Here is a 23,843-nt window from a genome sequence, read left to right as displayed (position 1 = left end):
CCATCGCCCCCCCCTCTGCCATCGCCCCCCCTGCTTCCGTCGCCTCCCCTTCACCCGAAGACGCGCCCAGACGGCGCGCGTCCCAGAACGCACCCACGCCCAGCGCCACCGAATCCAGGAACAGATCGAGCCGCGCTGGCCCCCGCTCCAGATCGCTCACGTACCGCGCCAGGAACAGCGGCTGGAAGTGAACGCCGGTCGCGAACGAGCGCTCGACGACGGGCCCCCCTTGCCCGAGCGCATCGGTGTAGTGCACGTAGATCCCTGCCGTCTCCAGGTACACCGCGGCCCCGTGGGCGCTGAGCGAAGCTCCCCCTTGTGCCAGCGCAGCGCCTGCCCCGATGCGCAGCCCGACGTCGCCTTCCAGACGCCCGTACGCCCCGTCTGCGCGCGCCTGCACGCCACCCAGGAGCACGGCGAGGCCCATCGACGCGGTGGCGAGTGCGCGGCGGAGCGTCAACGGAACAGCGCCTCCCGCACCGCATCCCGCAGCTCGGGCGCGAAGAGCAGCCGGGTGCGGGTCAAGGTCGCGTTGCGCAGCCGATCCAGCAGGAAGGACACCTCGGCAGGTCGCCGGGGTCGCCCCTGCGGAAACACCACGAACAGCGAAGCGTCTTCCTCGTAGGGAGTGTCCTCGGCCACGTCCAGACCCACGTACACGTCAGGATCCAGCCCTGCTGCGCGGGCGATGTCCCTGGCTGTCGCCACGGCCGCTTGCGCGACCTCCTCGGGGACACCCATCCCGGCGCCTGGCATGCCTGGGCTGTCCTGCCCCGCCTCGGGGTAGAGTTCAAGGGTCTTGAACAGCGCCCTGGCGCGCAGCCGCCGCGCCAGGTCGGCCAGGATGGGATCACTCGCCCCTTCCCAGGCGTGGATTGCCCCGAGCAGCACGTGATCGTCGAGCTCCAGGTACTGACTGAGGCTCGGCACCTCACCCACCGCGGCCGCCGCGATGGCCGCCGGGACCTGCGGGATGCGCTCTCCCTCCCGCAGCCGCTCCACCACCCGCCGCAGGATCGCCCCGATCATCCATTCCGCGGCGCGCGTGGACTTGTGGAAGTACACCTGCTGGAACATGAAGCAGCGCGCCAGGAGGAACGATTCGATGGCGCTGAGCCCCTTGGCTCCTTCGATTGCGAGCGTCGGCGCATCGCGCCCCCGTTCCCCGGCGCCCCTCTGTTCCGGCAGCGTCGCTGCCGCATTGCCTCCGGGGATCTCGCTGAAACGCAGGCTTCTCAGGAGCCATGGCAGGTCGTAATCGCCGTAGCGCACCCCTGTGGCGTGCGCATCGCGCAGGAGATAATCGCAGCGATCCACGTCGAACGTGCCGCTCACCGCGCGCGCCAGGTAGGGCAGCTCGTGCTTGCCGCGGATCAACTCGGCCACGCGTTGCGGGAGATAGGGGTCGTGCTGCACCAGGATCGAATGCACGTCCGAGGAGGGATCCAGCAGGATGCGCTCCGTCCATGCCTCATGGTGGCTCGCCCCCGGCATCGCGGTCTCGAACAGGTGCGAGAGCGGCCCATGCCCGATGTCGTGCAAAAATGCCGCGGCGATGGCGTCACGCGCCCGCTCGCTGGTGACCCGCTGCCAGAATGGCAAATCGCCATCGAGCTGCCGCAGCCGCGCCAGCAGGAGGCGCATGACGTGCGCCGCTCCGAGCGCATGAGAAAAGCGGCTGTGCTCGGCGCCGGGGAATGCGAGGGACGTCAGCCCGAGCTGCCGGATACGCCGGAGCCGCTGCACCTCCCGCGCTTCGAGCAAGCGCGGCACGATCGCGGCTTCATTCCCCTCGAACTCGAGGAGCCCGTGCACCGGATCCCGCAGGATCACGACGACGCTCCGGGGGGTTGTCTGGATTCTGTCACGATGGTCATCCCGCGGTTGTGCATGAGAAAGGCTCCGTCGCTCGCGCGTCTGGCTGGCAGCGCATTGCAATCAGTGACATTCAGGATCTTCCTGAATAGATCGCTCTGCCATCCCATGCATAGGCCTCTGTCCGGGCGATTGGGACCAATGTAATGACAGGGGTGAAAACCTGCTCTAAGGAGCATGGTGGAGCCTCGCGCGTGGGCGGCAATCTGCGGAGTCGCGAGACTTCCACGCCCCCGGGCGGGAGCGCAAGCGAGAGCCGCGCTTCATGCGAAAACGCCAAGAGAATCCACCGGGTAAGGCTCCAGAAGGAACATGCTTTGGGGGGTGGCGGTGGGCTTTGTCAGGCGCGAGCACGGAAACTGCAACGGAACCATCGAGGGAACCATCGAGGGAACCATCGAGGGAACCATCGAGGGAACCATCGAGGGAACCATCGAGGCAGCCATCGAGGCAGCCAGCAAGAGAGCCAGCAACGGAAACGGTAACGGAAGGGGCATTCGATCTGGAGGATACGTGCCACGAGGTGTGCCAGGGGATGTGTCCAGGGGGCGCGCGTGGGGGACCGTGTCAGGAGAGGTGCCACGGCGAACCCGCCATTTGTCGCGAAAATAGGCTCTTTCCAGCGCCTGCCTGGCGCTCGGGCAAGCGTGGGTCAAGCGTGGGTCAAGCGTGGGTCAAGCGTGGGTCAGATGTAGAATGATTGGTCTGCCAATCTTCTCGGAGTGTGTCCACGGCCGTGACACTTTGTCACCACCGTGCTTCAAGCGTCCGGTACTCTCGGCGCCCGCAATTTCCTGTAGCTCGATGCCCACCCTGGTGTAGCTTAGAGGGATACTGGCCTGAAGCCGCCGGTTAACTCCAACGGACGATAACCTGGATCAGAGCACATATGCCTGCCATCAATGGAAGACACCTGGGACGAGAGGAGCACCCCGCGGAGGACGCATCGACAAGAACCGCGCGGAGATCGGGCAGCATGGTAAAGGGCAGCGTGGCAGCGGAGGAATCACCGCGTCGGCTCGATGAAATCCTGCGGGCTTTGCCCGAATCGGAGATCAAGGGCCTGATTCACCGGATGGGTATCCGCATCGACGCTGCCAAGCGCATCGATGTGCCCTCGCAGGTCGCGCGCGCGCTCGTCGGGTTGCCCGACGTCCGCGATCCCTCGCGCCTGCCGACTGCGAGCCGGGAGCTTTTGCACCGCACCGCGGAGGCGGGAGGCGTGCTGGTCGTCCCCTCGCTGCCTGCCGGGCTCGAGCCGCTCATTGGCAGAGGTGTGGTCTATGCGCGCAAGGTCGACAAGTCGATCGAACTCGTGCTGCCAATCGCATTCCTCGTCCAGCTCAAGAGCTGGGAGAGCGAGGATCCGAGGTCGCTCCGTGCCCTTCTTGCGCAGTCCTCGTTCGAGACCATGAACGCGGTTGCTGCCCACTACCTTGGCCGGCCGGCCACCCCGCCCATCGCGCTATCGCTTGAGCATGCCTGGGAAATGCTGAGCAATCCCGAGTACCTCGCCGAGGAAGTCGGGCGACTCGCGCCGGTGGAGCGCCGGCTGCTCGAAGCCATCGAGGCTGTGGGCGGCGAAGTCGAGACCCAGGAGCTGCTCGATCTGGAGCGCGAGCCGATGCGGTTGCGCAGCGCGACCGGCGTCACGGCGAGCCGACGCGGCGCAGGCTTTGCCCTGGAGCGGCGCGGGTTTCTCATCCCCATTCACCCGAACCGGCACGTCATCCCCACCGAGGTCGTGGCCATCGTGGGCGCCGAGCGGCGCCTGCTGCGCGAGAAGCGCCGCGAGCAGATCCGCTCGTTCGTCATCGCGGAGGACCACGCTCCCCGCCGCGCCCGGTTCGCCACGGATCCGGCCCACCTCGCGCTCGGCCTGGCCTTCGCCATCCGCGAGCCCGGCAGCGACGTGCGCCCCGGCGTGGGCACGCCCCGCTCGCTCCTCGTCCGCCTGGGCCAGCGCTTCGGCCGCGACCAGGAGACCATTGGCCTCATTGCCGCCCTCTCCCGCGCCATCGGCCTGTGGGAGGCCCCCGCGGCCTCGCCGGCCACCCCGCCCGGCTCGCTCCAGGTCCACGAGCTGACCCAGCTCCTCTTCGCCACCTGGCGGCGCGGCGGCGCCTGGGACGAGGCCCGCCCCGAGCGGGAGGTGCTCCGGGCCGCCTCCGACAGCCGCGACGCGAGCCCCATCAGCGCCTTGCGCGAAATGGTCCTCGACGCCCTGCACGACCTCGGTGAGGGCCGCTGGGTTCCCTGGGAAGCCCTGGAAAGCTACCTCGCCGCGGACGAGCGCATCGCGGGCGCAGAGCGGCTGGTCAAGCGCTGGGCCGAGCGCTCCAACGTCGAGGCCACGGCGCCCCTCGAGATCACCCGCCGCATTGCCCTGGAGACCCTCCCGGCGCTCGGCATCCTCGACCTCGGCGGCGTCGACGAGGAGAGCAGCGGCGTCGCTCTCCGGCTCACCCCGCGCGGGCGCGCCCTGCTCGCGGGCATGGCCCCCACCATCGACGTCAGCGGCAGCAAGTTCATCGACACCCAGGCCCTGCGCATCGGCCCGACCGCGAAGGTCGCCGCGGTGCTGGGCCTCGCCCCCTTCGCCGAGCTCGGGCGCGTGAACGAGGAGCTCGATCTCGTCCTCTCGCCTCCCTCGCTCGCCAAGGCCCTCTCCGTGGGCTTCGACAGCGATGGCGTCCGCGCCCGCATCGAGGCCATCGCGCCCCTGCCGGAGACCCTCTCCCGCATCCTCGTCCAGGCCAGCGTGGTGATCGGCAAGGCGAGCTTCACGGGCGCCTCGGGCTTCCTCTGGATCGAGGACCCGGAGATCCGCGAGCTGCTCCGCACCCGCCGACCCGCCGCCGAGATGTTCATCGATCCCTCGCCTCCCGGCGGCCTCCTCATCGAGGCTGGCGTCGATCTCGAGCGGCTCATCCGCCGCTGCCGCGCCCTCGGCGTGGAGGTCGAAGCCGAGGTCGGCGCCGTCCGCGCGGCGCGCCTCACCCCCGCCGGCGGCACCGAGACTCCCCACCGCACCAGCTCCACGAGCAGCATGCGCCGCACCCGCACGCCTCCCCCACGCGCCAGGTGAACGCCACGCCGGCCGTCTGGCAGCGGCTCCTCCTCGTCTGCGCCGCAGGCGCCCTCGGCTCGGGCGCGCGCTTCCTCGTCGCCCTCGGCGCCGAGCGCCTGCGTCAGGGCGCCTTCCCCGCCGGCACCCTCATCGTCAACGTCGTCGGCTCGTTCCTGATCTGCCTGGTCATGGAGCTCGCCGCCGCCGGCCTCGTCACCCCCACCCAGCGCCTGACCCTCACCACCGGCTTCCTCGGCGGCTTCACCACCTACTCCGCCTTCGCCTACGAGACCCTGCGCTGCTTCGACGAACGCCAGTGGAAGCTCGGCGTCGCCAACATCGCGTTGACCCTCGTCCTCGGCCTCGGCGCGGGCGTGCTCGGCCTCCTCTGCGGCCGCCGCCTCGCCGGGGGCTGACCTCCCGCCGCCTCTCCCGCGCTCCCCGGGCCTTCCCTCAGCCCAGGTCCATCGGCCAGCGCAGGTCCGCCACGAGCCCCGAGATCCTCCCCAGCGCGTCGCGCATGAACGTCGCCGTCGCCCGGCTCTGCGGGTTGTGGCGCAGGCACGAGAACAGGAACGCCGCCACCTCCGCCGTCCGCTGGTTCCCTGCCAGCTTCTTCAGCGGCCCGGGCAGCCCGTCGTGCCCCACGTGCGCCTGGATCAGCGCCACGTCGCTCGTCCCGTCGAACAGCGTCCGCCCGGTCAGGATCTCGTAGGCCACGCACCCGAAGCTGTAGATGTCCGCCATCATCGGCGTCGCCATCACCCCCTCCGGCGCTCCCTCCCACACCTCCGGTGCCCCGTAGTTCCCCGACGCGCAGCCTGGCCGGATGTGGCGCCCGGCCAGCCCGAAATCCACGAGCACCGGCTCCCGACCGTTGCGCAGGATCACGTTGGTCGGCTTCACGTCCAGGTGACCCACCCCGAGCCCGTGCATCGCCTGCAGCCCTGCGAGGATCCCGTCGAGGAGCGTCAGCGCTCCCCGCATCGTCAGCCCCCGCGCGTCGAGCAGCTTGTCGAGCCGGATCCCCTCCACCAGCTCCATCACCAGGATCGGCTTCGGCCGCGCCGCCGCATCGAAGGTCACGAAGCGCGGCAGGTTCGGGTGCTGCGGCAGCGCCAGGAGCGACCCCGCCTCCTCCCCGAACAGCCTCAGGAACTCCTCCTCCGACACGCTCCGCGCCGCCGTGTGATCGTAGGCCGGCACCTTCATCGCGAACCGCTCCGCCTGCGGATCGTGCCGCTCCTCCGCGCGGGTCACCACGAACACGCTCCCCTGCGACCCACCGGCCAGCGATCGCTGCACGAAGAACCCGCCCACGATCCTCCGGCTCGGCAGCCAGGAGGGCAGGGGATGCTCCGCCAGCGGCCCCGCGTCCCGCGTCACCGGCCGCCGCACCGGCAAGGGCGCGATGTGCGGCAGCACCAGCGCGATGAGTTCCGCGATCGCCTTCGGGATCGACCGCCGCGCCGCGTTCACCGCCACCTGGATCGACGGGTGGAAGTTCTGGATCGTCTCGTCCGGGTGCTGCAGCGTCACCTCCACCGCGAGCCGCAGCGGCTCGGCCGCGTTGGTCAACCGCAGCGGTTCTGACCCCCCGTTCCCCCCGCCCGCGCCCCCGCCGGACGTCGCCCCGCCCGCGCTCCCGTTCCCCTCGACCCCGGGATCACCGCAGCGCCGCCGCGCCCCCGTGGTGAGCTGACTCAGACGCGTCAGCGCATCCCCGAACAGCCACAGCGCCGACGCATCCCCGGTGATCGTCGACACCAGCGAGCTGAGCGCCTGCGCCCCCTGGATCACGTTGAGCGACCGCGACAGCCGCGCCAGCGTCCCGCGCACGATCTCCGTCCGCTGCGACGCCCCCGCGGGCAGCTCCGTCACCAGCCAGTCCAGCGCCGACAGCCGCGCCAGCGCGTGCCGCACCCGCGCCGCCTCCCGCGTCGCCGTCTCGTGCGCCGACGGATCCCGCGCCAGCATCGACGGCGCTGCCGTCAGCTCTGCCGGCACCTGCTCCTCCGCCGGCAGCCGCGCGAACCGCGCGTAGGCGAGGAGGAGCTGCGTCACGTCCGGGTGCATGCTCGCCTCCGCGAGCGCCTCCAGATCCGCCGGATCTCCCGCCCGCATCGCCGCGTACAGGAACACGTCCGCCGCGTCGGCCACGCCGTCGCGCACCAGCGCGTCCAGCGCCCGCGCCACCGTCGCCGCGATCCCCCGCCGGAGCGGCGACGCCTTCTCGGCCGCGAGCCGCTCCAGCAGCAGGTTGCACGTCGTCGTCCAGCGCGCGCGCACCCGCCCCTTGCGCTCCACCTCCTCGCCGAAGTCGGTGGTCTCGCTGTCGATGAGGTGCAGGAGCGCCCGCAGGTTCCTCAGGTGCATCACCTGGTGCGGCGCCTGCGTCTCGCCCTTCGGATCCGGCATGGGGATGCTCGCGCGGCTCCCCGGCTCCTCCCGCCCTGCCGCGATCTCCCGCAGCGGGAACGTCCCCTCCACGTCGAGCAGCCACTTCGCCAGCCGCTCGTCGAAGTCGTCGAGCGCCGGCACCCCGCTCTGATCGTCGGTCGGCCTCCGGTCGAGCAGGAGCAGGCTCTTCAGCGTCCCCGGCTCCAGCACGTCTGCGTCGAGCGTCCGCATCAGCTCCGCCGCGGCCCGCCGCGACAGGCTGCTCACCGGCCCGCGCCGATCCGTCACCTCCAGCTTTTCGAGCGAGTTCATCACCTCGATCGCCAGCCCCATCGCCTTCTGCGCCTTCGCGTGCGCGTCCCGCGGCCCCCCGCCCACGAACGCGCCCACCGCGTCCTCCACCATCTCCCGCAGCTCGGCGCTCTTGCCCCCGCCCGTCGACAGCTCGCTCTGGATGGCCCGCGCCAGCGCCATCATCCCGTCGTCCGCCTCCGCCGCCGACATCGCCACCGACGCCAGCGCGTCCGCGCACTGCGCCGCCGCCCGCGCCCCGAACGTCCCCCCGCGCGCCGCGCTCGCCGACCCGAAATGCCGCCGGAGCCCGGCCACCCCTTCCGCGCAGTTGATGGGCGACGTCGCCACGATCGCGTCGAGCAGCTCCTCCGCCGCCTCCGGCTCCGCGGCCGCCGCCGTGTAGAGCCCCCACAGCATCGCGTTCGGCACCCCCGAGTCCCGCGACGGCAGCGGCCCTTCCAGCAGGTCCATCGCCCGCTTGAGCCCCTTCTCTCCCTCCACCGCGATGTTCGCCACCACGCTCACCGCGCCGCGGCGCCACTCCGTGGGCGACAGGTCCGGCGCCACCATGTCGCGCACGTCCTCTGCGATGTCCGAGAGCACTCCCGCGAGCAGCCCTCGCGCCGAAGCGATGTGCCGCCACACCACCGTCTCCCGGTCGTCGAGCAGCGTCCGCCAGGCGAGGGCCAGCCCGTCCGCGTTCGCCTCCGCGCTCCGCCGCTTCCGCTCCCCCACGTTCCGGAACAGCCGCAGCGGCAGATCGTCCCCCTGCGTCGCCCGCCGCGTCGCCTCCCGCGCCGCCCGCTCCAGGAGCTGCGCCGCGAGCCTCCGGTCCGACAGCGAGCCCGTCGACGCCGCGCAGATCCAGTCCCGCGACAGATCCCGCCGCGACGCGATCGACAGCGCCAGCGGATCCACCGACAGCTCCGCGCTCCCTGGCAGCGACATCACCAGCGCCACGCGGGCCCGGATCCCGGCCCCTGACAGCCCGCGCCCCGAGCTTGCGGCCATCCGCGTCGCGATCGCCACGAACGTCGCCGCGTTCCCCGAGTAGAGCTGCGCGAGCACCCGCCGCGCCAGATCGCGCCGCTCTGGCCCGAGCGGCAGCGCGCTGGCGATCTCCCAGAGCGCCACCCCTGCCGCGGGCGGCGCGAGCCAGCTCAGATCGTCGAGCAGCCCGTCCGCCATCGCGATGCGCACGCTCCGGAGCAGCGCATCCGGGTTCAGCGTATCCAGCAGCCCTGGCCCATCCATCACATCGGCGAGCGCCAGCGACGCCACGCTCTGCCGAAACAGCGCGCGCCGGATGTTCCGGCTCGTGTGGGAGGCAAGATCGAGCAACCCTTCGAGGTAATCGCCGCGCGCACGCATCGGGGGAGTCGGAGTCTACCAGAGCGTGACCTCCCCCCCGCCTTCCTCACCGTTCGATCCTACTTCTTGCCCCTCACCGCCCCTTTCTGGCAGGCGCCGGCCGAGAAGCCTCCGGAAGCGATCATGGAAGCGTCCCTCGAAGTGGGTTAAGCCCACCGCGGCCTCGCGCCACGGCCTGTCCCGGGAGCCCCCGCGCACGCCGCCGCCGCGGGTCTCCTGGAGGTGCTGTGCTCGTTCATGCGCGCGTTTCGGCAGTCGAGATCGAGGTCCACGCGGACCGCCTGCGGGCAGACGATGCCTGCGTTCCCACGCGGTGTTCGTCCCCTCCGGCGCCTGCGCGCCGCTCCCGGGCCCTGACGGCGCTCGCCGCCGTGACCCTCGGCCTTGTCCTCGCCGGGTGTAGCAAGAGCGATCCGCCTGCCCCGTCGACGCTCAACGCGCCCAGCGCGTCCAGCGCGACCCCCCCCTCTTCTGCGGAGAGCGCCCAGGCCGCCAGCCCCTCGGCCCAGGCCGCCCCGCCCTCCAGCAGCGCGCCCTCCGAGGGAGCCCCCGCGCTCTCCGTCGCCCCGCCCGTCCTCCCGGACCCTGCTGCCACCCCGACGCAGGCTGCCGCCCCGCCCACCGCGAACGCCTCCGCGGCCGCCGCGTCTCCCTCTGCCGCCGCCGCATCTCCCTCCGCGACCGCCGCGTCTCCCTCCGCGGGCGCCCTGGCGGGCACTCCGGCGGGCACCTCTCCAGCCCCCGCCGCCGCCCTCGCCGGCGCTTCCGCGGCGCTCCCCAAGGCTCCGGGCGGCATCCTCGGCCCTGGTGAAGCCGATCGCTTCATCAAGACGGGCGCCCGCCCCACCGTCAAGCTCCTCCACGCTGGCGCCGACCCGCAGGCCGAGCTGACCTACGCCTTCACCAAGGGCAAGTACCCCGTCGGCACCCGCATCGACATGAGCATGGGCCTCTCCATCGGCGGCAAGGCCCTGCCTGCCACCAAGGTGCCTCGCATCGTCATGCTCATGGACGCCGCCGTCGGCGACCGCGACCCGCGCGGCGAGATGCGCGTCGAGGGCACCGTGCGGAGCCTCGACGCCGACGCGCAGGCCGACACCCAGAAGGAGGTGCTCGACGTCATGCAGAGCCAGCTCGGGATGTTCAAGGGCCTCGGCATGACCTACCTCGTCAGCCCCAAGGGCTACGCCCACGACTTCGCCGTCAAGCTCCCGCCTGGCGTCCCGGAGCAGGCGCAGCAGATGCTGAGCGGCCTCTCCCAGTCCTTCGAGTCCATGGTGGCCCCCTTCCCGAACGAGCCCGTGGGCGCCGGCGCCCGCTGGCAAGTCGTCACCCGGGTGAACAACGCCGGCGCCGACATCGTGCAGTTCGCGACCTACACCCTGAAGTCCCGCGCGGGCGACCGCGCCACCCTGGACATCAAGATCGACCAGCTCGCCGCCAGCGCCACCGTCGCGGCGCCCGGCCTGCCCCCCGGCGCCAGCGCCAGGCTCACCTCCTTCAAGTCTGGCGGCGGCGGCAGCAGCACCGTCGACCTCAAGAACCTCATCCCCGTGTCGAGCACCATGAGCCTGCAGAGCGGCATGGAGATCGACATCACCGGCGGCCCTGGCGGCGGTGGTGGCAAAGCGCGCATCGACATGACAATGCGCGCCGAGACCTTCCGCCCCGCGAAGTGAGCCCCGCACAGGTGTGGATCTCGGCGGGATCCGGAGCGAGCATGCACGCACGCCGCGGTCGTGCTGCGGGACCCCTCGGGTCCCCTCCCGTCCAGGCCCACAGGAGGGGTTCTGCTCATGCATGCGCATCGCTCGCTGGTCGAGATCGAGGCCCAGACGCACCCGTGCACCTCGACGAAGGAGCCCTGCGCCCGTCCAGCGCGGGGGGCACGCTGGAGAAACCTCCGCGTGCTCGCCGTGATGACCCTCGCCCTCACCCTCGCGGACAGCGGCAAGAGCGACGCGGCGCCGCGCGCCTCGGGCGCGGCGGGCACCGCTGACGCTGCGGGTGCGGCCACGGGGAGCCCCGCGCCACGAGGCACCCCGCCTCCCGCTGCGCGCCGCGGGCCCCCTCCGGCCGTCACGCTCGCCAAGAGCAAGCACGCCTTCGGCATGTACATCGACATGACGATGGCCTTGCACACGCCTGGTAGCCACGTGATTCCCGTGGTGATACCGCGCATGGTGATGCTCACGGATCTCACCGTCAGCGACCGCGATTCGGGCGGCGATGTGCGGATCTCGGCCCGCTCCCGGAACGTGGACCTCGATGCCGCCCAGCTCGGGCCCGACAAGGCGTCCTACGAGGACCTCAGGGCCAAGCTCGCGGAGTACAAAGGCATCACCACGAGCCAGACCATGGACCCCAGGGGCAATGTCCGCGACGTCGCGATGAAATGGCCGCCATCGCTGTCGGCACAATCGCGGCAGATGATGAGCGGCTTCTCGAAATCCATGGAGTCGATGGCGTCACCGCTCCCTGCCGGCGCGGTCGGCCCTGGCGCCCAGTGGCAGTCGGTGAGCCGCACGGTCACGAACGGCGTCGACATCGTGCAGTTCGCGTCCTACACCCTGAAGTCCATCGACGGCGACCGCGTGGTCTTCGACGTCACGCACCAGCAGCTCGCCGCGGGGCCGGACCTCGCTTCCGCCAGCGTGCCTGCCGGCTTCAGCACCAAGCTCGTCAAGTTCGACTCGTCCGGCAGCGGCACCACCACGATCGACCTGAAGAGCGCGGTGCCCGTATCGCTCAAGCTGGAGATGACGATGCGGATGACCGTCGCCGTCTCCGGCGGCCCCGGCGGTCTCGGCGGACCTGGTGGTGCTGGCGACAGGACCACCACCCTCCTCCGGACGCAGCTCGAGAGCTTCGTTCCCCCGCGATGAAACCGCGAAGGAAGGGGAGACACGGGGCCCCTGAAGCCCCCCTGCCGATCTGGATGCGCGTCGTCGCCCTCGCGGTGGTCCTCGGGTGCAACAGCAGCGCTCCACCCGAGCCGGACGGGACGCCCTCCCTGTCCACCCCGCGCGCTGCAGTCGCCGCCAGCGCGGCTGCGCCCTCGTCTCCGGCCGCGCTCCCGGCCGCTCCGGGCGCCGCCCCGTACCCCCCTGCGGGCGCGCCTCCGGCCGCCCCCCGCGGCATCCTCGGGCCTGTCGAAGCCGATCGCTACGTCAAGGTCAATGCCCGCCCCACCGTCAAGCTCCTCGACCCCGGCGCCGAGCCGCGGGCTCCGTTGACCTACGCCTTCGCCGCGGGCAAGCGGGCCCTCGGCGCCCGCATCCAGGCGCGCGGGCGCATGACCACGGAGGGAAGTCCCAGCACCCCCACCCAGGTCCCGCGCACGGTGATGATCATGGACGTGACCACGGGCGGCCGCGATCCGCGCGGCGAGGTGCGGGTCGAGGGACGCCTGCGCAGCCTCGGCTTCGATGGACCTCCCGATCCGACGCTCCACGATCAGGGCGTCGTCCAGGGCATGGGCGCGATGTTCCCGCGGCTCGAAGGCCTCACCATGTCCTACGCCGCCAGCCCGAAGGGCCACCTCCGCGACTTCGCGCGGAAGCTGCCGGAAGGCGCGGAGGATCTCATGAACGACGCCACCACCTGCGCCCAGCCCTTCGTGTTCATGACGGTGCCGCTCCCGGACGAGCCCGTGGGCCCTGGCGCCCGCTGGCACGTGGTGACCCGCCTCGATTTCACGGGCGGGGACTTCCTCTACTTCACGACCTACACCCTCGAAGCCCGCGAAGGAAACCGCGCAGACCTCGTCTTCAACCTCGTGCAGCTCATCGGGGACCCTGCGGTCGTACCCCCGCTGCCGCCCGGCATCCGCGGCAGGTTCGTGTCGAGCGAGTCGAGCGGCGAAGGCCGCAGCGTCATCGACCTGACGAGCGCAGCCCCCGTGTCGAGCACCGTGAGCCTGCATTCCTTCCTGGGGATGGGCATCGTCCTCGGGCTCGGGGACAAGGAAGTCAGCAGCACCCTCCAGGTCGACGCGTCGTACGAGACCTTCCGGCCCGCCCCCTGAGCTGCGCTCCGTGCGGCGCATCACGCGCCTCCGTGGCCGCGCGGCAGCTCACCTGCTTCGTCTTTTCGTCTTCGCACCTGCTGCGAACGCCGCGCGCCACCTCCGCCGGCCTCTCTTGATCGTCGCGCGGTGGACTGCCGGTGCGATCGGGTGACACCATGCCCCCGATGGAGCCCGTCGAGCACGACGCCCTGCGCGCGGCCTACAGCCGCTTCCTCGCCACTCCCGGGCGCATCCTCCTCACGGGACACTCGCACCAGGCCTGGCCCGACGTGGTCCGCGACGCCCTCACCGAGAGCTTCGACGACGCCGCGCAGTTCTGCGACGACAAGTGGGACAAGGCCGTCTCCCTCAAGACCCAGGCTGTCGGCGAGGCCGTGCTCGAACGCATGGGCTTCCCCCGCACCGACGCCATCGCCTTCGGCCGCAGCACCCACGAGCTCTTGATGCGCCTCGTGAGTTGCCTGCCCTCGGCCAGCGCCGCCGCACCTCCCGTGCGCATCGTCACCACCACCGGCGAGTTCCACTCCATGCGGCGCCAGCTCACCCGCCTCGCCGAGGAGGGCTTCGACATCGTCCGCGTCGACGCCTCCCCCCGCGAGGGCCTCGCCGAGCGCCTCCTCGCCGCCATCACCCCCGGCACGCACCTCGTCGCCTTCTCTGCCGTGCTCTTCGAGGACGCCCACGTCGTCCCCCGCCTCGGCGAGATCATCGCCCGCGCCGCCGAGGTCTCTGCCCTCTGCCTCGTCGACGCCTACCACGCCTTCAACGTCGTCCCCCTCGACTGGGGCCCCGCCCGCGACCACGTCTTCGTCACCGCTGGCGGCTACAAGTACGCCGCCTTCGGCGAGGGCATCTGCTGGCTGCGCATCCCTCCCGGCTGCACCCTGCGCCCCGTCGACACCGGCTGGTTCGCCGACTTCGGCGCCCTCGAAGGTGGCGCGAAGGGCGTCGCCTACGGCCCTGGCGGCGCGCGCTTCGCCGGCGCCACCTTCGACCCCGCCCCCTTCTACCGCGCCGCCGCCACCCTCGCGCACTGGGAGCGGTTCGGCCTCACCGTCCATCGCCTGCGCGCCCTCTCCCTCGCCCAGACCGCGCGCATCCTCGCCCGCCTCGACGACGCCGGCCTCGGCGCCGACCTCGCCTCTGCGCGCGATCCCGAGCGCCGCGGCGGCTTCGTCGCCGTCCGCGCGAGGGGCCCGGCCTCTGCCTCCGAGGTGGTCACCCGCCTGCGCGCGCAGGGCATCTACGTCGACGCCCGCGGCGATCTCGTCCGCCTCGGCCCTGCCCCTTACCTCACCGACGCCGAGATCGACGCCGCCGTCCTCCGCGTCGCCGCCGCGCTCCGCGCCTGACCTCCCGATCCGATCTCCCCGAGCGATGCCCACCTACGTCCCCCGCCTCGACCAGCGCTTCGTCATCGAGGCCTCGCGCCACACCCACTCCATCTGGGGGAGCGGGCGCTCTCTCGACGAGCACGCCACCTACACCCTCGCCCAGCTCGATCGCGCCGGCCCCGACCTCCTCCGCTACGTCGGCCTCGTCGACGCCACCGGCCTCGTCGCCTCTGCCAAGCGCTACAGCATGCAGCTCGCGGCCCCCGACGGCAGCCCCTTGCCCGCGGTCGGCATCGGCGCCGTCTTCACCCGCGAGGACGCCCGCGACCGTGGCCACGCCGCCACCCTCGTCCGCGAGATCCTCCGCGAAGCCACGGCCGAGGGCCTGAGCGCCGCCTGGCTCCACAGCGAGATCGACCCCGCCTACTACACCCGCCTCGGCTTCCTCCCGCTCCCTGGCCTCGCCCACCGCGCCGCCACCGAGGACCTCCCCGAAGGCGCGCCCCTCGGCCTCCGCCCTGCCACGGCCGACGACATCCCCCGGCTTCTCGCCTGGTACGAGGCCGGCTACGACCACGGCTGGCTCCGCCCCGCGCGCAGCCCCGCCCTCTGGCGCTACTTCGCCTTCCGCAACCCCACCCCCGCCTTCATCCTCGAAGACCAGGGCCACGATCTCGGCTACCTCAGCGCGAACCCCACCCCGCAAGCCCTGTGGGTGAACGAGTGGTCCGCGCCCGGCGTCCCGCGCCCCCGCATCCTCGCCACCCTGCGCGCCCTCGCCGCGCGCCACGAGCTGCGGGCCATCACCGGCTGGCTGCGCCCCGACCAGGTCGACCCCGTCTTCCGCACCACCGGACGCGCCGCCGGCATCCCGATGATCCACCTCCTCGCCTCCCCGTGGACCGCGGAGACCATCGACCCCGCCCGCACCCACTTCGGCGCCTACGAGTACTTTTGAGTCTTCACGAGGGGACCCGCATCCCCAGCCGCGACGCCGCGCCTCGGGGCAGAACGTCTCGCCGTGGGTTTCCCTGGAGGGATGTGCCGCGTGGGTGAGGGAGAAGCGCGGTGATCACGCGCGTCCCTGTTCAGGGAGCGGTGACCACCGCCGTCGCGTCGTTCGTCAGGATGCGGACGCCGCCGGGGGCGCCACCTGCACCGGCGGCTTGGGACCCGATGGAGGCAAAGGCGCCGGTTGCGAGCCGCCGCCGCCGCCGCCGCCGTTCGGGGAAGGCGTCGCCGGGTCGGCCTCGTCCTGCCGCGGGGGCGCCATGCGGGTCATCAAGAGCGGCACCTTCTCCTCCCAGCCATCGCCCTCGAAGTAGTGGGCCACGGCCTGGAGCTTCGCGTAGCGCGTCGTCAGCAGCGTCGCCATCTGGTCGCGCGTCCGCACCGCCTCGGGCTTCGGCCCCTTGAGCCGCTTCGCGCCTGCGGGGCGCAGGTGCTCGAGCAACCAGGAGCCCACCAGGGATGTCCGGTCCACCTCGTCCTCGGTCACCGCGTGCTTGCCGTCGAGCGTCGATCCCGCTTGCCGGAACACCTGCGCGAGCGCCACGCAGTCCTCCGCGGCGTCACGAGGACCGCGGCCTTGCGCGATCTTGGCGTGCACCTCCTTCGGGACGAGCCCCGCCGTGGCCAGCGCCGCGACCGTGGAGAGCAGCTTGCGCCGCAGCTCTCGGGCCTCGACGAGGACCTGATCGATCTCGCGATCCGAGGGCCCTTCTTCCGCCTGGAGGGCCGCGAATTTCAGCCCGAGCGCGAGCCGCCCCAGGCTGTCGAACTGGGTGATGTCGAGCAGCGGAAAGTGCGCGAGGATCTGCGCCCGCTTCTCGACGACGTACTTCTTGGCGAGCTGGAGGTTTGCCAGCGCGAGATCGGCTGACAGGCGATACGTCATGGGGTTTTCGACCGCCTGCGCGGCGGCCAGGTGCTCCTCGTACGCGGCGGATGCGTCCACCGCGTTGGTGAGATGAGTTAACGCTGCCTGCTGGAAAAATGCTTGTTGCGGCACTGGACTCCTCCTTCGTGGTTGTAGGGTCCGGAGCGAAAGATAGATATGGCCAAAACGAATTCAAGGGAGAGTTCGTCTGCGCCGTACGATTGGTCGCACCTGGGAAGACCTGGTGGGTATGCGTGAGGCGGCGTGGGAATGCCGGCGCCGATGGTGGAGGGCGGGGCAGGGGGCTGCGGAGGGGCATTGCGGCAGATCTCTGCGGAAACACAGGCGAAGAGCGCGTGTGTGCTGCGTCCGTGCGGGAGGGACAGGGGTGAGGGACGCGGTGGGGATTTGTGATGTGCAATGCCGCAGGGGTCAGTGAGGTGACCCCGGCGAGATACCTGCGAGCTTGCAGGGGTCAGTGAGGTGACCCCGGCGAGATACCTGCGAGCGTGCAGGGGTCATCCGATTCAGGGCGCGCCCTAGTTGCGAGCTTGCAGGGGTCAGTGAAGTGACCCCTGCGAGATACCTGCGAGCGTGCAGGGGTCATCCGATTCAGGGCGCGCCCTAGTTGCGAGCGTGCAGGGGTCAGTGAAGTGACCCCTGCGAGATACCTGCGAGCTTGCGGGCGTCAGTCCGGATGAGCCTCGCTCAGCGCTGGAGCCGGTAGTAGGCGCCTTCCCAGAACAGCGTTCCCTCCTGGGGATCGTGGGTCCCGCGGTACGGAGGGGCCGATCCGCGCGGGGTGGTGGTCAGCGCGCCGGAGTTGCAGGAGACCGGGCCGCGCTCGGTGAAGTCGGAGCGATACCACTCGAAGGTGAGCGTGCCCTGCGCGTCGTTCGAGAACATCACCCGCCAGGGGCACAGCGCCACCTTCCCGTCAAGGGCCAGGCCACACTCCTGCGGGTGCACGGCCTGGAACGTCTTGCCCCCGAGAGTGGTGCAGGCGGCGGAGGGAGGCTGCTTCCGAGGCACCCGCGCGCTACCACACCCGAGCATGGTGAGCGCCGCGCCCGTGGCCATCCAGAAGAGCGTCCTCATGGCGGCCATCTATCCGCCATCTGGCGAGCAAACGCCACACCTGGCGCGAGGCCCGCGAGAGCGCGTGGGGGCGAGCCTCTTGCGAACCAGCGACGGGTGAACCAGACCGGCGCGTACGATAGACTCACCCCATGAAGTCGGGCGAGGCGGAGCAAGTGAGCGAGCGGTTTCGCACAGCGCTCTCGCTCTACGAGCTTGGCGAGCGGATGCTGCGTCAGAAGCTCCGCCGACAGCAGCCAGAGCTGAGCGAGGAAGAGATTGAGGAGCGCGTGGTGGCGTGGCTCCACCGCCGACCCGGGGCAGAGCTCGGTGATGGTGAAGGACGCCCGGTCCCATGGCCTCGCCGCGGCTGAACCCGGTAGAAGCAACCCTCCGGCAGATCGCGGCGGACCTCGGTGCAGGCGGCTGGAGATGGGCGCTGATCGGGGGGATTGCCGTGAGCGCGCGCGCCGAGCCGCGGACCACGCGCGATGTGGATGTATGCGTCCACGTCCGGAATGATGCAGAGGCGGAAGCGCTTGTTCATGCGCTCCAGGCGCGCAGCTACCGCGTCCTTGCCGTACTTGAACAGACCGCGGCGGGTCGGCTCGCGACGGTGCGCCTGGAGCCTCCTTCGCATGCCGGGCGCGGCGCGCTGGTGGACCTCCTGTTCGCTTCGTCGGGGATCGAACCCGAGGTCGTCGGTGCAGCAGAATCGCTCGACATCCTCGAGGATCTCCCCGTTCCGGTGGCGCGGGTCGGTCATCTGATCGCCCTCAAGGTCCTGGCGCGGGAGGATCGGCATCGTCCCCAGGACTGGGACGATATCCAGGCGCTGCTCCGGGAAGCGACGGAGGCAGACGTAGAGGAGGCTCGAACTGCCCTCGAGCTGATCGAGCAGCGCAGCTACCACCGCGGCAAGACGCTTGTGAGTGAGTTCGAAGCGGTGATGAAGGACGCTGGTCAGCTCAGAATGTGAGGGGAGCTTCTAGCTGTCTGGGTGCAGCGCGATCTCGCTGATGCACTTGTTCGGCCGATTGGAACCGCTTGTCCACTTTTGCGTGCAGCAGCTTTTGCACGAGGGGAAACAAGACGCCGGTGGGCTCATCTTCTTCGTCAAGTGTTCCCCGCGCACAGACTCCAGTCAGCATGAACCCTAGGAGTAGGCCGAGCTGGAACAGGTCCGACCGATGATCTACCGGCGCAGTCTTGTCGTTCATGTAGCGGAGCAACTCGGGAGACATCCAGTGTACGGGTCCGACCGTTTCGTCTGCAGCGGTGATGTCTTGCGGGTAAAAGCGATCGACGCCCTGTTCCGTAGCCGTCTTAGCAAGGCCGAAGTCACCTAGAACAGCCGCTTTCGCAAGAAAAACGTTCGAGGGCTTCACGTCTCGGTGGACAATCCCTTTTTTTGTGAATGTATGCGAACGCGTCACACAACTGTAGGGTCCGCGTAATAGCGAGGTGGGGTTCCAGCGGATTTTCTTCACTCACGACGTTGCCTAGGTGCCCCGTAAATATGTCTGTGATCATGAACGGCAGAGGGGTTTTGTAGGTCGTTTCTACTTCTCCTGTGTCGATGCACCGCAGCACGTTGGGATGTATCGAGGCCTGTCAGCACAGCCCTCTCAAACAGGAACCGCTCACGCCGCTGCGAATCGATGCGGTGGAGAAACTTGACGGCCAACTTAGGCGACGAACGCCCACCTTGCTGTGTGCACTCGAAGACAGTGCCGTTGCTTCCCGCGCGGAGCCACTTGCCAAGCCGATACTCAGTACCCTTTGGGGTCACGAGCGTTCTGTCCGCGAAATGAACCCTTACGGGCTCTTTGTGCTTGTCCGTGTAAAGCAGGATGGAGGGATCTTTCATCTTTGCGAGTCCAGGCTAGCTGTGGGAGGGCCCCGGAAGAAGTGTGCCCTAGCGCTGCGCAAGCCTGTGCCGTGCACGCTCAGAGGCGTACGAGAAGAGGCGTGGCTGAAGGAAGGAACGTGAGCCGTCGCTCCATGCAGCAGCGACAGGAGGCGGCGAGAACGGGGTCGATCTCACCCTCGTTCGGTGGATGGTGACCCTCGCTCGGACCCAGCGCATCGCCATCCTTGAGGAGCAAATCGGGTTTTCCATGCGCGCGGCGGAGCGGCGTCGAGCGCGAGATGCTGATGCTCGCACCTACGCAGAACGCTGATCTCCTCCGACTCTTCACGCGCCATTAGGTGGAGTTCATCGTCGTCGGAGGCGTCGCTGCCGTCGCGCGGGGGACGCCGGTCAACACCTTCGATGGCGATGTCGTGGGCGCTCACGCGAGCCAGGGGGGGTAGCGACCAACGGGAGCGTAGGGACCCTGGGTCCCTGATTCGCCGTACGCAGTACCGACCAACGGGAGCGTAGGGACCGTAGGTCCCTGCTCCAGGGTACGCAGTACCGCAGTACCTAGCCGATGCGGTAGACGGTGGGGGCGGAGGGGTAGAGCTGGCGGAGGCCGCGGGTGGCGACGTCGGCGGCGCTGTCGGCGGGCTCGTCGAGGTCCCACTCCAGGTAGAGCTTGTCGCCGTCGTAGCAGCCGAAGCTCGTGGAGATGCAGAGCAGGGGTTCGCGGTCGATGGCGTAGCCGGAGCGGGCCACGTCGTGGCCGTAGACGGCGACGCGGGCGGTGGGATCGATGGCGCGCAGGAAGGCGTTGGCGCGCTCGGTGCTGGTGGTGCGGGCCCAGAGCAGGGCGCCGAGGGTGCCGCGGGTCGACATCTCTTCGAGGGGGACGTCGAAGAAGCCGTCGAGGGGGAGGCGCTCGAGATCGTCGCGGCGCTCGATGCGCGCGTGGGGGGCGGCGTGGAGCATCACCAGGCCGGCGCGGGGGGCGAAGGCGACGAAGGGCCAGGTGCGGAGCCAGTCGCGCATCGCCTGGGTGCCGTGGGGGCCGAGGATGTCTTCGAGGCGGCGGGCTTCGTCGGGGAAGAACTTGGAGACGATGGGGCCGCCGACGTGGGCGTGCTCGTGGTTGCCGAGCAGGTAGTGCACCCGGCCGGGGTGGCGGTCGGCGAGGGCGCGGGCGCGGGTGAGCACCTCGCCGGAGTCGCCGTGGTAGTAGGTCCCGAGGTAGTCGGGCCACTGGCTCTCGGGCAGCTCGGGGCCATGCACCAGATCGCCGGTGATCACCAGGATGGCGCCGTCGCGTTTCCTGGCGGCGTCCTCGTAGATCTCGGCGACGCGGTCGAAGTCCGCGACGTTGCCCTGCAGATCGGTCGCGACGATCAGCTTGCCGCGTTCTGGAAGCACGACAACCCGTCGCACGGCGGCGAGCATAGCCCAACGCTTTGCGCTTTGCCCGAACGGTGTGACACGGCGCGCTGTTCGGCCCCGCCCACGCCCTTCCGCGCATCATTTGCGGGTCATGCAGCGCGTCCTGAGGCGGTGGGAGAGGCAGCGGGAGAGACGGGGTAAGGGCGCAGGAGGCCGGACGAGACTCCTCACTCCGTGGGCTCGGCCACGTCTACGGTGCGTCCTGGCCTGATTCAGGGCTTGCCTGATGCCGGGCTCGATCGGCTACCCTCCGGCGTCATGCGCCGCACCTTCGTCGAGCTTGCCGTCTGCCTGACGGCTGTGGCGTGTGTCGGGTTGCCGGCGCGGCGCGCGGAGGCGCAGGTCACGAACCCTCCTCCTCAGGAGGATGTGCCGCCGGTGGAGCCGCAGGGCAAGCACTGCCTGGAGCGCACCCAGACCAAGCTCGGGATGAACCAGCAGATGGGCGCCTCCATCAACCCCCTGGGCGCGGAGCACACGCTCTCGTTTTACCTGTGCGTGCCGCTCATCCGTAAACCGGGAGCGCTCTTCGACCTGACCAACGTGCAGGTGGGGGTGATGAACTACCTCTCGCCTGCGTACATGCACCAGGGTGGCTTCGTGGAGGTGACGCCGATCTCGCCGCTGGTGCTGCGCGCGGAGATCTCGGGGATGACCATCTGGAGCTTGCCGATCCAGAGCGCGGGCTACTACGGCTACCCGAGCTACGAGTCTGACCACGAGAGTGACCGGACCATCGAGCGGGCTGGCCGCGCCTCGGGGTGGACGGCGGGGATGAGCGCGACCTTGAGGGCGCGGCTCGGGCGCAAGGACGGCCCGGGGCTGGTCATCCTGGACACCTTCCTCGCGGAGCGGTGGTCGGTGGGGGACGCGCCCGTCTACTACAACCTACGGCGGGACGTGCTCGCGGCGGAGAAGGACTGGATCCTCCGCAACACGGGGGCGCTGCTCGCAGACATCCCCATCGGGTTCGACTACGGGGTGCGGGCGGGGGTGAGCGACTGGACGACGATCGTCCCGGCGTCGGGGCAGTTCTCCAACGTGGTGCTCGGCCTCCTCGCCGTGCGGTTCCTCAATGTGAGCGCCACCGTGCGCGAGATCCAGCCGTTCGTGATCTCGGGCGTGTACACCCACCACGCCTCCGTTAGCCAGTTCCGGCGGGGCGAGGCGACGGTGATGCTGGGCGCGAGCGCCATCTACGAGGTGGCAGCGTTCGGCAACTGACAGTGGGCCGACGGCTCGGGCGGGCACGGCTCGCGGCGAGTGCGCGGCGAGTTCGCGGCGAGTGCGCGGCGAGTGCGCGGGCGGGCTCGCGGAGACCTCGCGGCGAGTGCGCGGTGACGTCCAGAAAACGGTGTTGAGAACCAGGCGTCGATCTTGACTTCGACACGTCCTTGCCTCATCAATTGCTTCAAAGGATTTTGAAAGTTCATTCGGGACTCTCAATGAGCAAACCGCAAGACATCATCCGTGAGGCGGAGCTCATGGCGGCCGAGGCGATCGGCGACGTCATCGAGCACTGGGGGTTCCGCCGGGTGCTCGGGCGTGTCTGGACGGTGCTGTTCATCGCCGGCGAGGCGCTCCCGGCGGCGGAGATCGGCGATCGGCTCCAGATCTCGGCGGGCGCGGTGAGCATGTCGCTCACCGAGCTACAGCGCTGGGGCGTGGTGCGCCGGGTGTGGCGCCCCGGCGAGCGGCGGGAGTTCTACGAGGCGGAGACGGACTTCTGGAAGATGATCTCCCGCGTCTTCGACGAGCGGGAGCGGCTGCTCACCGAGTCGGTGCGCGAGCGGCTGGAGCGCGCCGAGGAGCTGCTCCGGCGCGCGCCCGACAGCCCGCAGGTGCGGGTGAGCCTCGACCGGGTGAGCCGGCTCCTCGCGTTCGTGAAGCTCGCGCAGACGGCGCTCGACGGGTTCATCAAGAGCAGGACGGTGGATTTCTCGCGGTTCGGGGACCTGGTTCGCTTCCCCCTCCGCGCAGCGCGCAGACCTCGGGTGTAGGAGCGGGCCGGTACTTTCTCATCACACAGGCGGAGCAGGAAGGCGTCCGACCAGCGTCGTGTCCAGGGAGCACGCTGGGTGCGGCAGGCCGCGGCAGGGCGCGTGACCAGAGCGGAGCAGACGGATGACAGCTGGGACCATGGTTACCAAGGGTGTGAAGGCGGACGTGAAGACGGACGACGTCGTGGCGACCCTGGGGGAGGTCACCGCCGCGCGCGGGATGGACGCGCTCACGGCGCGGCTCGAAGCGCTCCAGAGCCTGCTCGCGGGAGATCTGGCGGAGGTGGAGGAGGCGCTCGGGGTGGTGGGCCTCGAAGGGGACACCCCGGCCCACCGGAGCGCGCGGCACCTGCTCGCGCTCGGGGGCAAGCGGCTCCGGCCCATCTGCGTCGCGCTCGCGGCGCATGTGGGGACGGGGTTCAACGAGGCGGCCAAGACCTTCGCGGTGGCGGTGGAGATGATCCACAACGCGACCCTGCTCCACGACGACGTGGTGGACCTCGGCGACCGGCGGCGCGGCGCGGACACGGCGCGGGTCGTGTACGGCAACGCGGCCTCCATCTTCGGGGGCGACTTCCTCCTCGCCGACGCGCTCTGCCGGGTGCAGGCCGCGGGCGTGGACGGCGTGCTGCCGCACATGCTGAAGACGGTGAAGGAGCTGGTGACCGCCGAGACGCTGCAGCTCGCGGCGCGGGGGAAGGTGCGTTCGAGCACGAGCGACTACTTCCGGATCGCCCAGGGCAAGACGGCCTCGCTGTTCCGCTGGGCGATGTTCGCCGGGGCGCGGGCCGGCGGCGTGGGGTTGCGCGAGTGCGAGGCGCTCGAGGCCTACGGCGGGATGCTCGGGCTCGCGTTCCAGATCGTGGACGACGTGCTCGACTACGCGGGGGACCCGGACGCGACGGGCAAGGATCTGCTCACCGATCTGCGGGAGGGGAAGATGACGTACCCGCTCCTGCTCGCGGTGGAGCGGGATCCGGGGCTCGCCGTCGCGCTGGAGGCGAACTGCCGGGGCGACGAGGTCTCGGTGACCCCGGAGATCGCGCGGCGGATCGGGAGGGTGATGTCGGAGGGGGGCGTGGTACCGGAGTGCCTGACCCTGGCGACGCGCATGTGCAGGGATGCGGCGAAGAGCCTGGAGATCCTGCCGTCGAGCCCAGCTCGGAGCGCGCTCGAGGATGTCGCGCTGGCGACACCTCTGAGGAGGAAGTGAGCGTC

Annotated in this window: 18 protein-coding genes and 1 pseudogene; 12 read left to right on the top strand and 7 right to left on the bottom strand. The window is 70.4% G+C overall.

The window, feature by feature from the left end:
* Both CAP_RS06850 and CAP_RS06845 read right to left on the bottom strand, forming a co-directional pair.
* Window positions 1–460: pseudogene (locus CAP_RS06850) on the bottom strand (hypothetical protein); the annotation flags it as partial.
* The gene (locus CAP_RS06845; protein ID WP_044237502.1) at window positions 457–1,833 is read right to left on the bottom strand and encodes an HD domain-containing protein; all 1,377 of its coding nucleotides are present in this window, start codon (window positions 1,831–1,833) and stop codon (window positions 457–459) included. The pseudogene CAP_RS06850 and the gene CAP_RS06845, both read right to left, overlap by 4 nt.
* Before the next feature lie 1,117 nt (window positions 1,834–2,950).
* On the opposite strand from CAP_RS06845, the gene CAP_RS06835 reads away from it, so the two are divergent.
* Together CAP_RS06835 and CAP_RS06830 are read left to right on the top strand one after the other, a co-directional pair.
* Window positions 2,951–4,963, top strand: coding sequence for a hypothetical protein (locus tag CAP_RS06835; RefSeq protein WP_231511184.1), 2,013 nt, complete (start codon window positions 2,951–2,953; stop codon window positions 4,961–4,963).
* Complete coding sequence (locus CAP_RS06830; RefSeq protein ID WP_044237497.1) at window positions 4,960–5,361, top strand: fluoride efflux transporter FluC; 402 nt, start codon at window positions 4,960–4,962, stop codon at window positions 5,359–5,361. Before CAP_RS06835 ends, CAP_RS06830 begins: the two co-directional genes overlap by 4 nt.
* Before the next feature lie 37 nt (window positions 5,362–5,398).
* Here the strand turns inward: CAP_RS06830 and CAP_RS06825 are convergent, their stop codons facing one another.
* Entirely contained in the window at window positions 5,399–9,010 is a 3,612-nt protein-coding gene (locus CAP_RS06825; RefSeq protein WP_052374365.1) for a serine/threonine-protein kinase, read from the bottom strand.
* A 371-nt stretch (window positions 9,011–9,381) separates the two neighbouring features.
* On the opposite strand from CAP_RS06825, the gene CAP_RS06820 reads away from it, so the two are divergent.
* The 5 genes from CAP_RS06820 (at window position 9,382) to CAP_RS06800 (ending at window position 15,332) form a co-directional block, all read left to right on the top strand.
* The gene (locus tag CAP_RS06820) at window positions 9,382–10,689 is read left to right on the top strand and encodes a hypothetical protein (RefSeq protein WP_156040558.1); all 1,308 of its coding nucleotides are present in this window, start codon (window positions 9,382–9,384) and stop codon (window positions 10,687–10,689) included.
* A 117-nt stretch (window positions 10,690–10,806) separates the two neighbouring features.
* The gene (locus CAP_RS06815; RefSeq protein WP_044237493.1) at window positions 10,807–11,895 is read left to right on the top strand and encodes a hypothetical protein; all 1,089 of its coding nucleotides are present in this window, start codon (window positions 10,807–10,809) and stop codon (window positions 11,893–11,895) included.
* Between the two features lie 53 nt (window positions 11,896–11,948).
* Window positions 11,949–13,037, top strand: a complete 1,089-nt coding sequence (locus CAP_RS06810; protein WP_044237492.1) for a hypothetical protein — start codon at window positions 11,949–11,951, stop codon at window positions 13,035–13,037.
* A gap of 158 nt (window positions 13,038–13,195) precedes the next feature.
* Window positions 13,196–14,392 (top strand): aminotransferase class V-fold PLP-dependent enzyme, encoded by a 1,197-nt coding sequence (locus CAP_RS06805; RefSeq protein ID WP_044237490.1) that lies wholly within the window; start codon window positions 13,196–13,198, stop codon window positions 14,390–14,392.
* 25 nt (window positions 14,393–14,417) lie between these two features.
* Complete coding sequence (locus CAP_RS06800; RefSeq protein ID WP_044237489.1) at window positions 14,418–15,332, top strand: GNAT family N-acetyltransferase; 915 nt, start codon at window positions 14,418–14,420, stop codon at window positions 15,330–15,332.
* Between the two features lie 165 nt (window positions 15,333–15,497).
* Here CAP_RS06800 and CAP_RS06795 read toward each other — a convergent pair whose 3' ends face one another.
* On the bottom strand, window positions 15,498–16,271 hold the full coding sequence (locus tag CAP_RS06795) for a hypothetical protein (RefSeq protein WP_156040557.1): 774 nt from the start codon (window positions 16,269–16,271) through the stop codon (window positions 15,498–15,500).
* A 690-nt stretch (window positions 16,272–16,961) separates the two neighbouring features.
* Window positions 16,962–17,351, bottom strand: a complete 390-nt coding sequence (locus CAP_RS06790) for a hypothetical protein (RefSeq protein ID WP_156040556.1) — start codon at window positions 17,349–17,351, stop codon at window positions 16,962–16,964.
* Window positions 17,352–17,482: 131 nt separating this feature from the next.
* Between CAP_RS06790 and CAP_RS06785 the strand changes: the two genes are divergently transcribed.
* A complete protein-coding gene (locus CAP_RS06785; RefSeq protein ID WP_044237485.1) occupies window positions 17,483–17,704 on the top strand; it encodes a hypothetical protein in 222 nt (73 codons plus the stop codon).
* A complete protein-coding gene (locus CAP_RS06780; RefSeq protein WP_044237562.1) occupies window positions 17,701–18,309 on the top strand; it encodes a nucleotidyl transferase AbiEii/AbiGii toxin family protein in 609 nt (202 codons plus the stop codon). The genes CAP_RS06785 and CAP_RS06780 overlap by 4 nt, the downstream gene beginning before the upstream one ends.
* On the opposite strand, the gene CAP_RS47660 is transcribed toward CAP_RS06780, so the two are convergent.
* The gene (locus CAP_RS47660; protein WP_269324142.1) at window positions 18,299–18,766 is read right to left on the bottom strand and encodes a protein kinase domain-containing protein; all 468 of its coding nucleotides are present in this window, start codon (window positions 18,764–18,766) and stop codon (window positions 18,299–18,301) included. The genes CAP_RS06780 and CAP_RS47660 overlap by 11 nt on opposite strands.
* A 992-nt stretch (window positions 18,767–19,758) precedes the next feature.
* Window positions 19,759–20,616 carry a metallophosphoesterase gene (locus tag CAP_RS06775; protein WP_231511183.1) on the bottom strand — a complete coding sequence of 286 codons (858 nt, stop codon included), beginning with the start codon at window positions 20,614–20,616 and terminating at the stop codon, window positions 19,759–19,761.
* A gap of 267 nt (window positions 20,617–20,883) precedes the next feature.
* Here CAP_RS06775 and CAP_RS06770 point away from each other — a divergent pair, with 267 nt between their 5' ends.
* The 3 genes from CAP_RS06770 (at window position 20,884) to CAP_RS06760 (ending at window position 23,838) form a co-directional block, all read left to right on the top strand.
* The gene (locus CAP_RS06770) at window positions 20,884–21,849 is read left to right on the top strand and encodes a hypothetical protein (RefSeq protein ID WP_044237484.1); all 966 of its coding nucleotides are present in this window, start codon (window positions 20,884–20,886) and stop codon (window positions 21,847–21,849) included.
* Between the two features lie 221 nt (window positions 21,850–22,070).
* Window positions 22,071–22,625 (top strand): GbsR/MarR family transcriptional regulator, encoded by a 555-nt coding sequence (locus CAP_RS06765; RefSeq protein ID WP_044237482.1) that lies wholly within the window; start codon window positions 22,071–22,073, stop codon window positions 22,623–22,625.
* A 139-nt stretch (window positions 22,626–22,764) separates the two neighbouring features.
* Window positions 22,765–23,838, top strand: a complete 1,074-nt coding sequence (locus CAP_RS06760; protein ID WP_081864632.1) for a polyprenyl synthetase family protein — start codon at window positions 22,765–22,767, stop codon at window positions 23,836–23,838.
* Window positions 23,839–23,843: the final 5 nt, after the last annotated feature.

The organism is Chondromyces apiculatus DSM 436, from assembly GCF_000601485.1.
In the GTDB taxonomy this organism is placed as follows: domain Bacteria; phylum Myxococcota_A; class Polyangia; order Polyangiales; family Polyangiaceae; genus Chondromyces; species Chondromyces apiculatus.
Note: the sequence above shows the minus strand (reverse complement) of the source record. Positions and strands in the feature narration are given on the sequence as shown.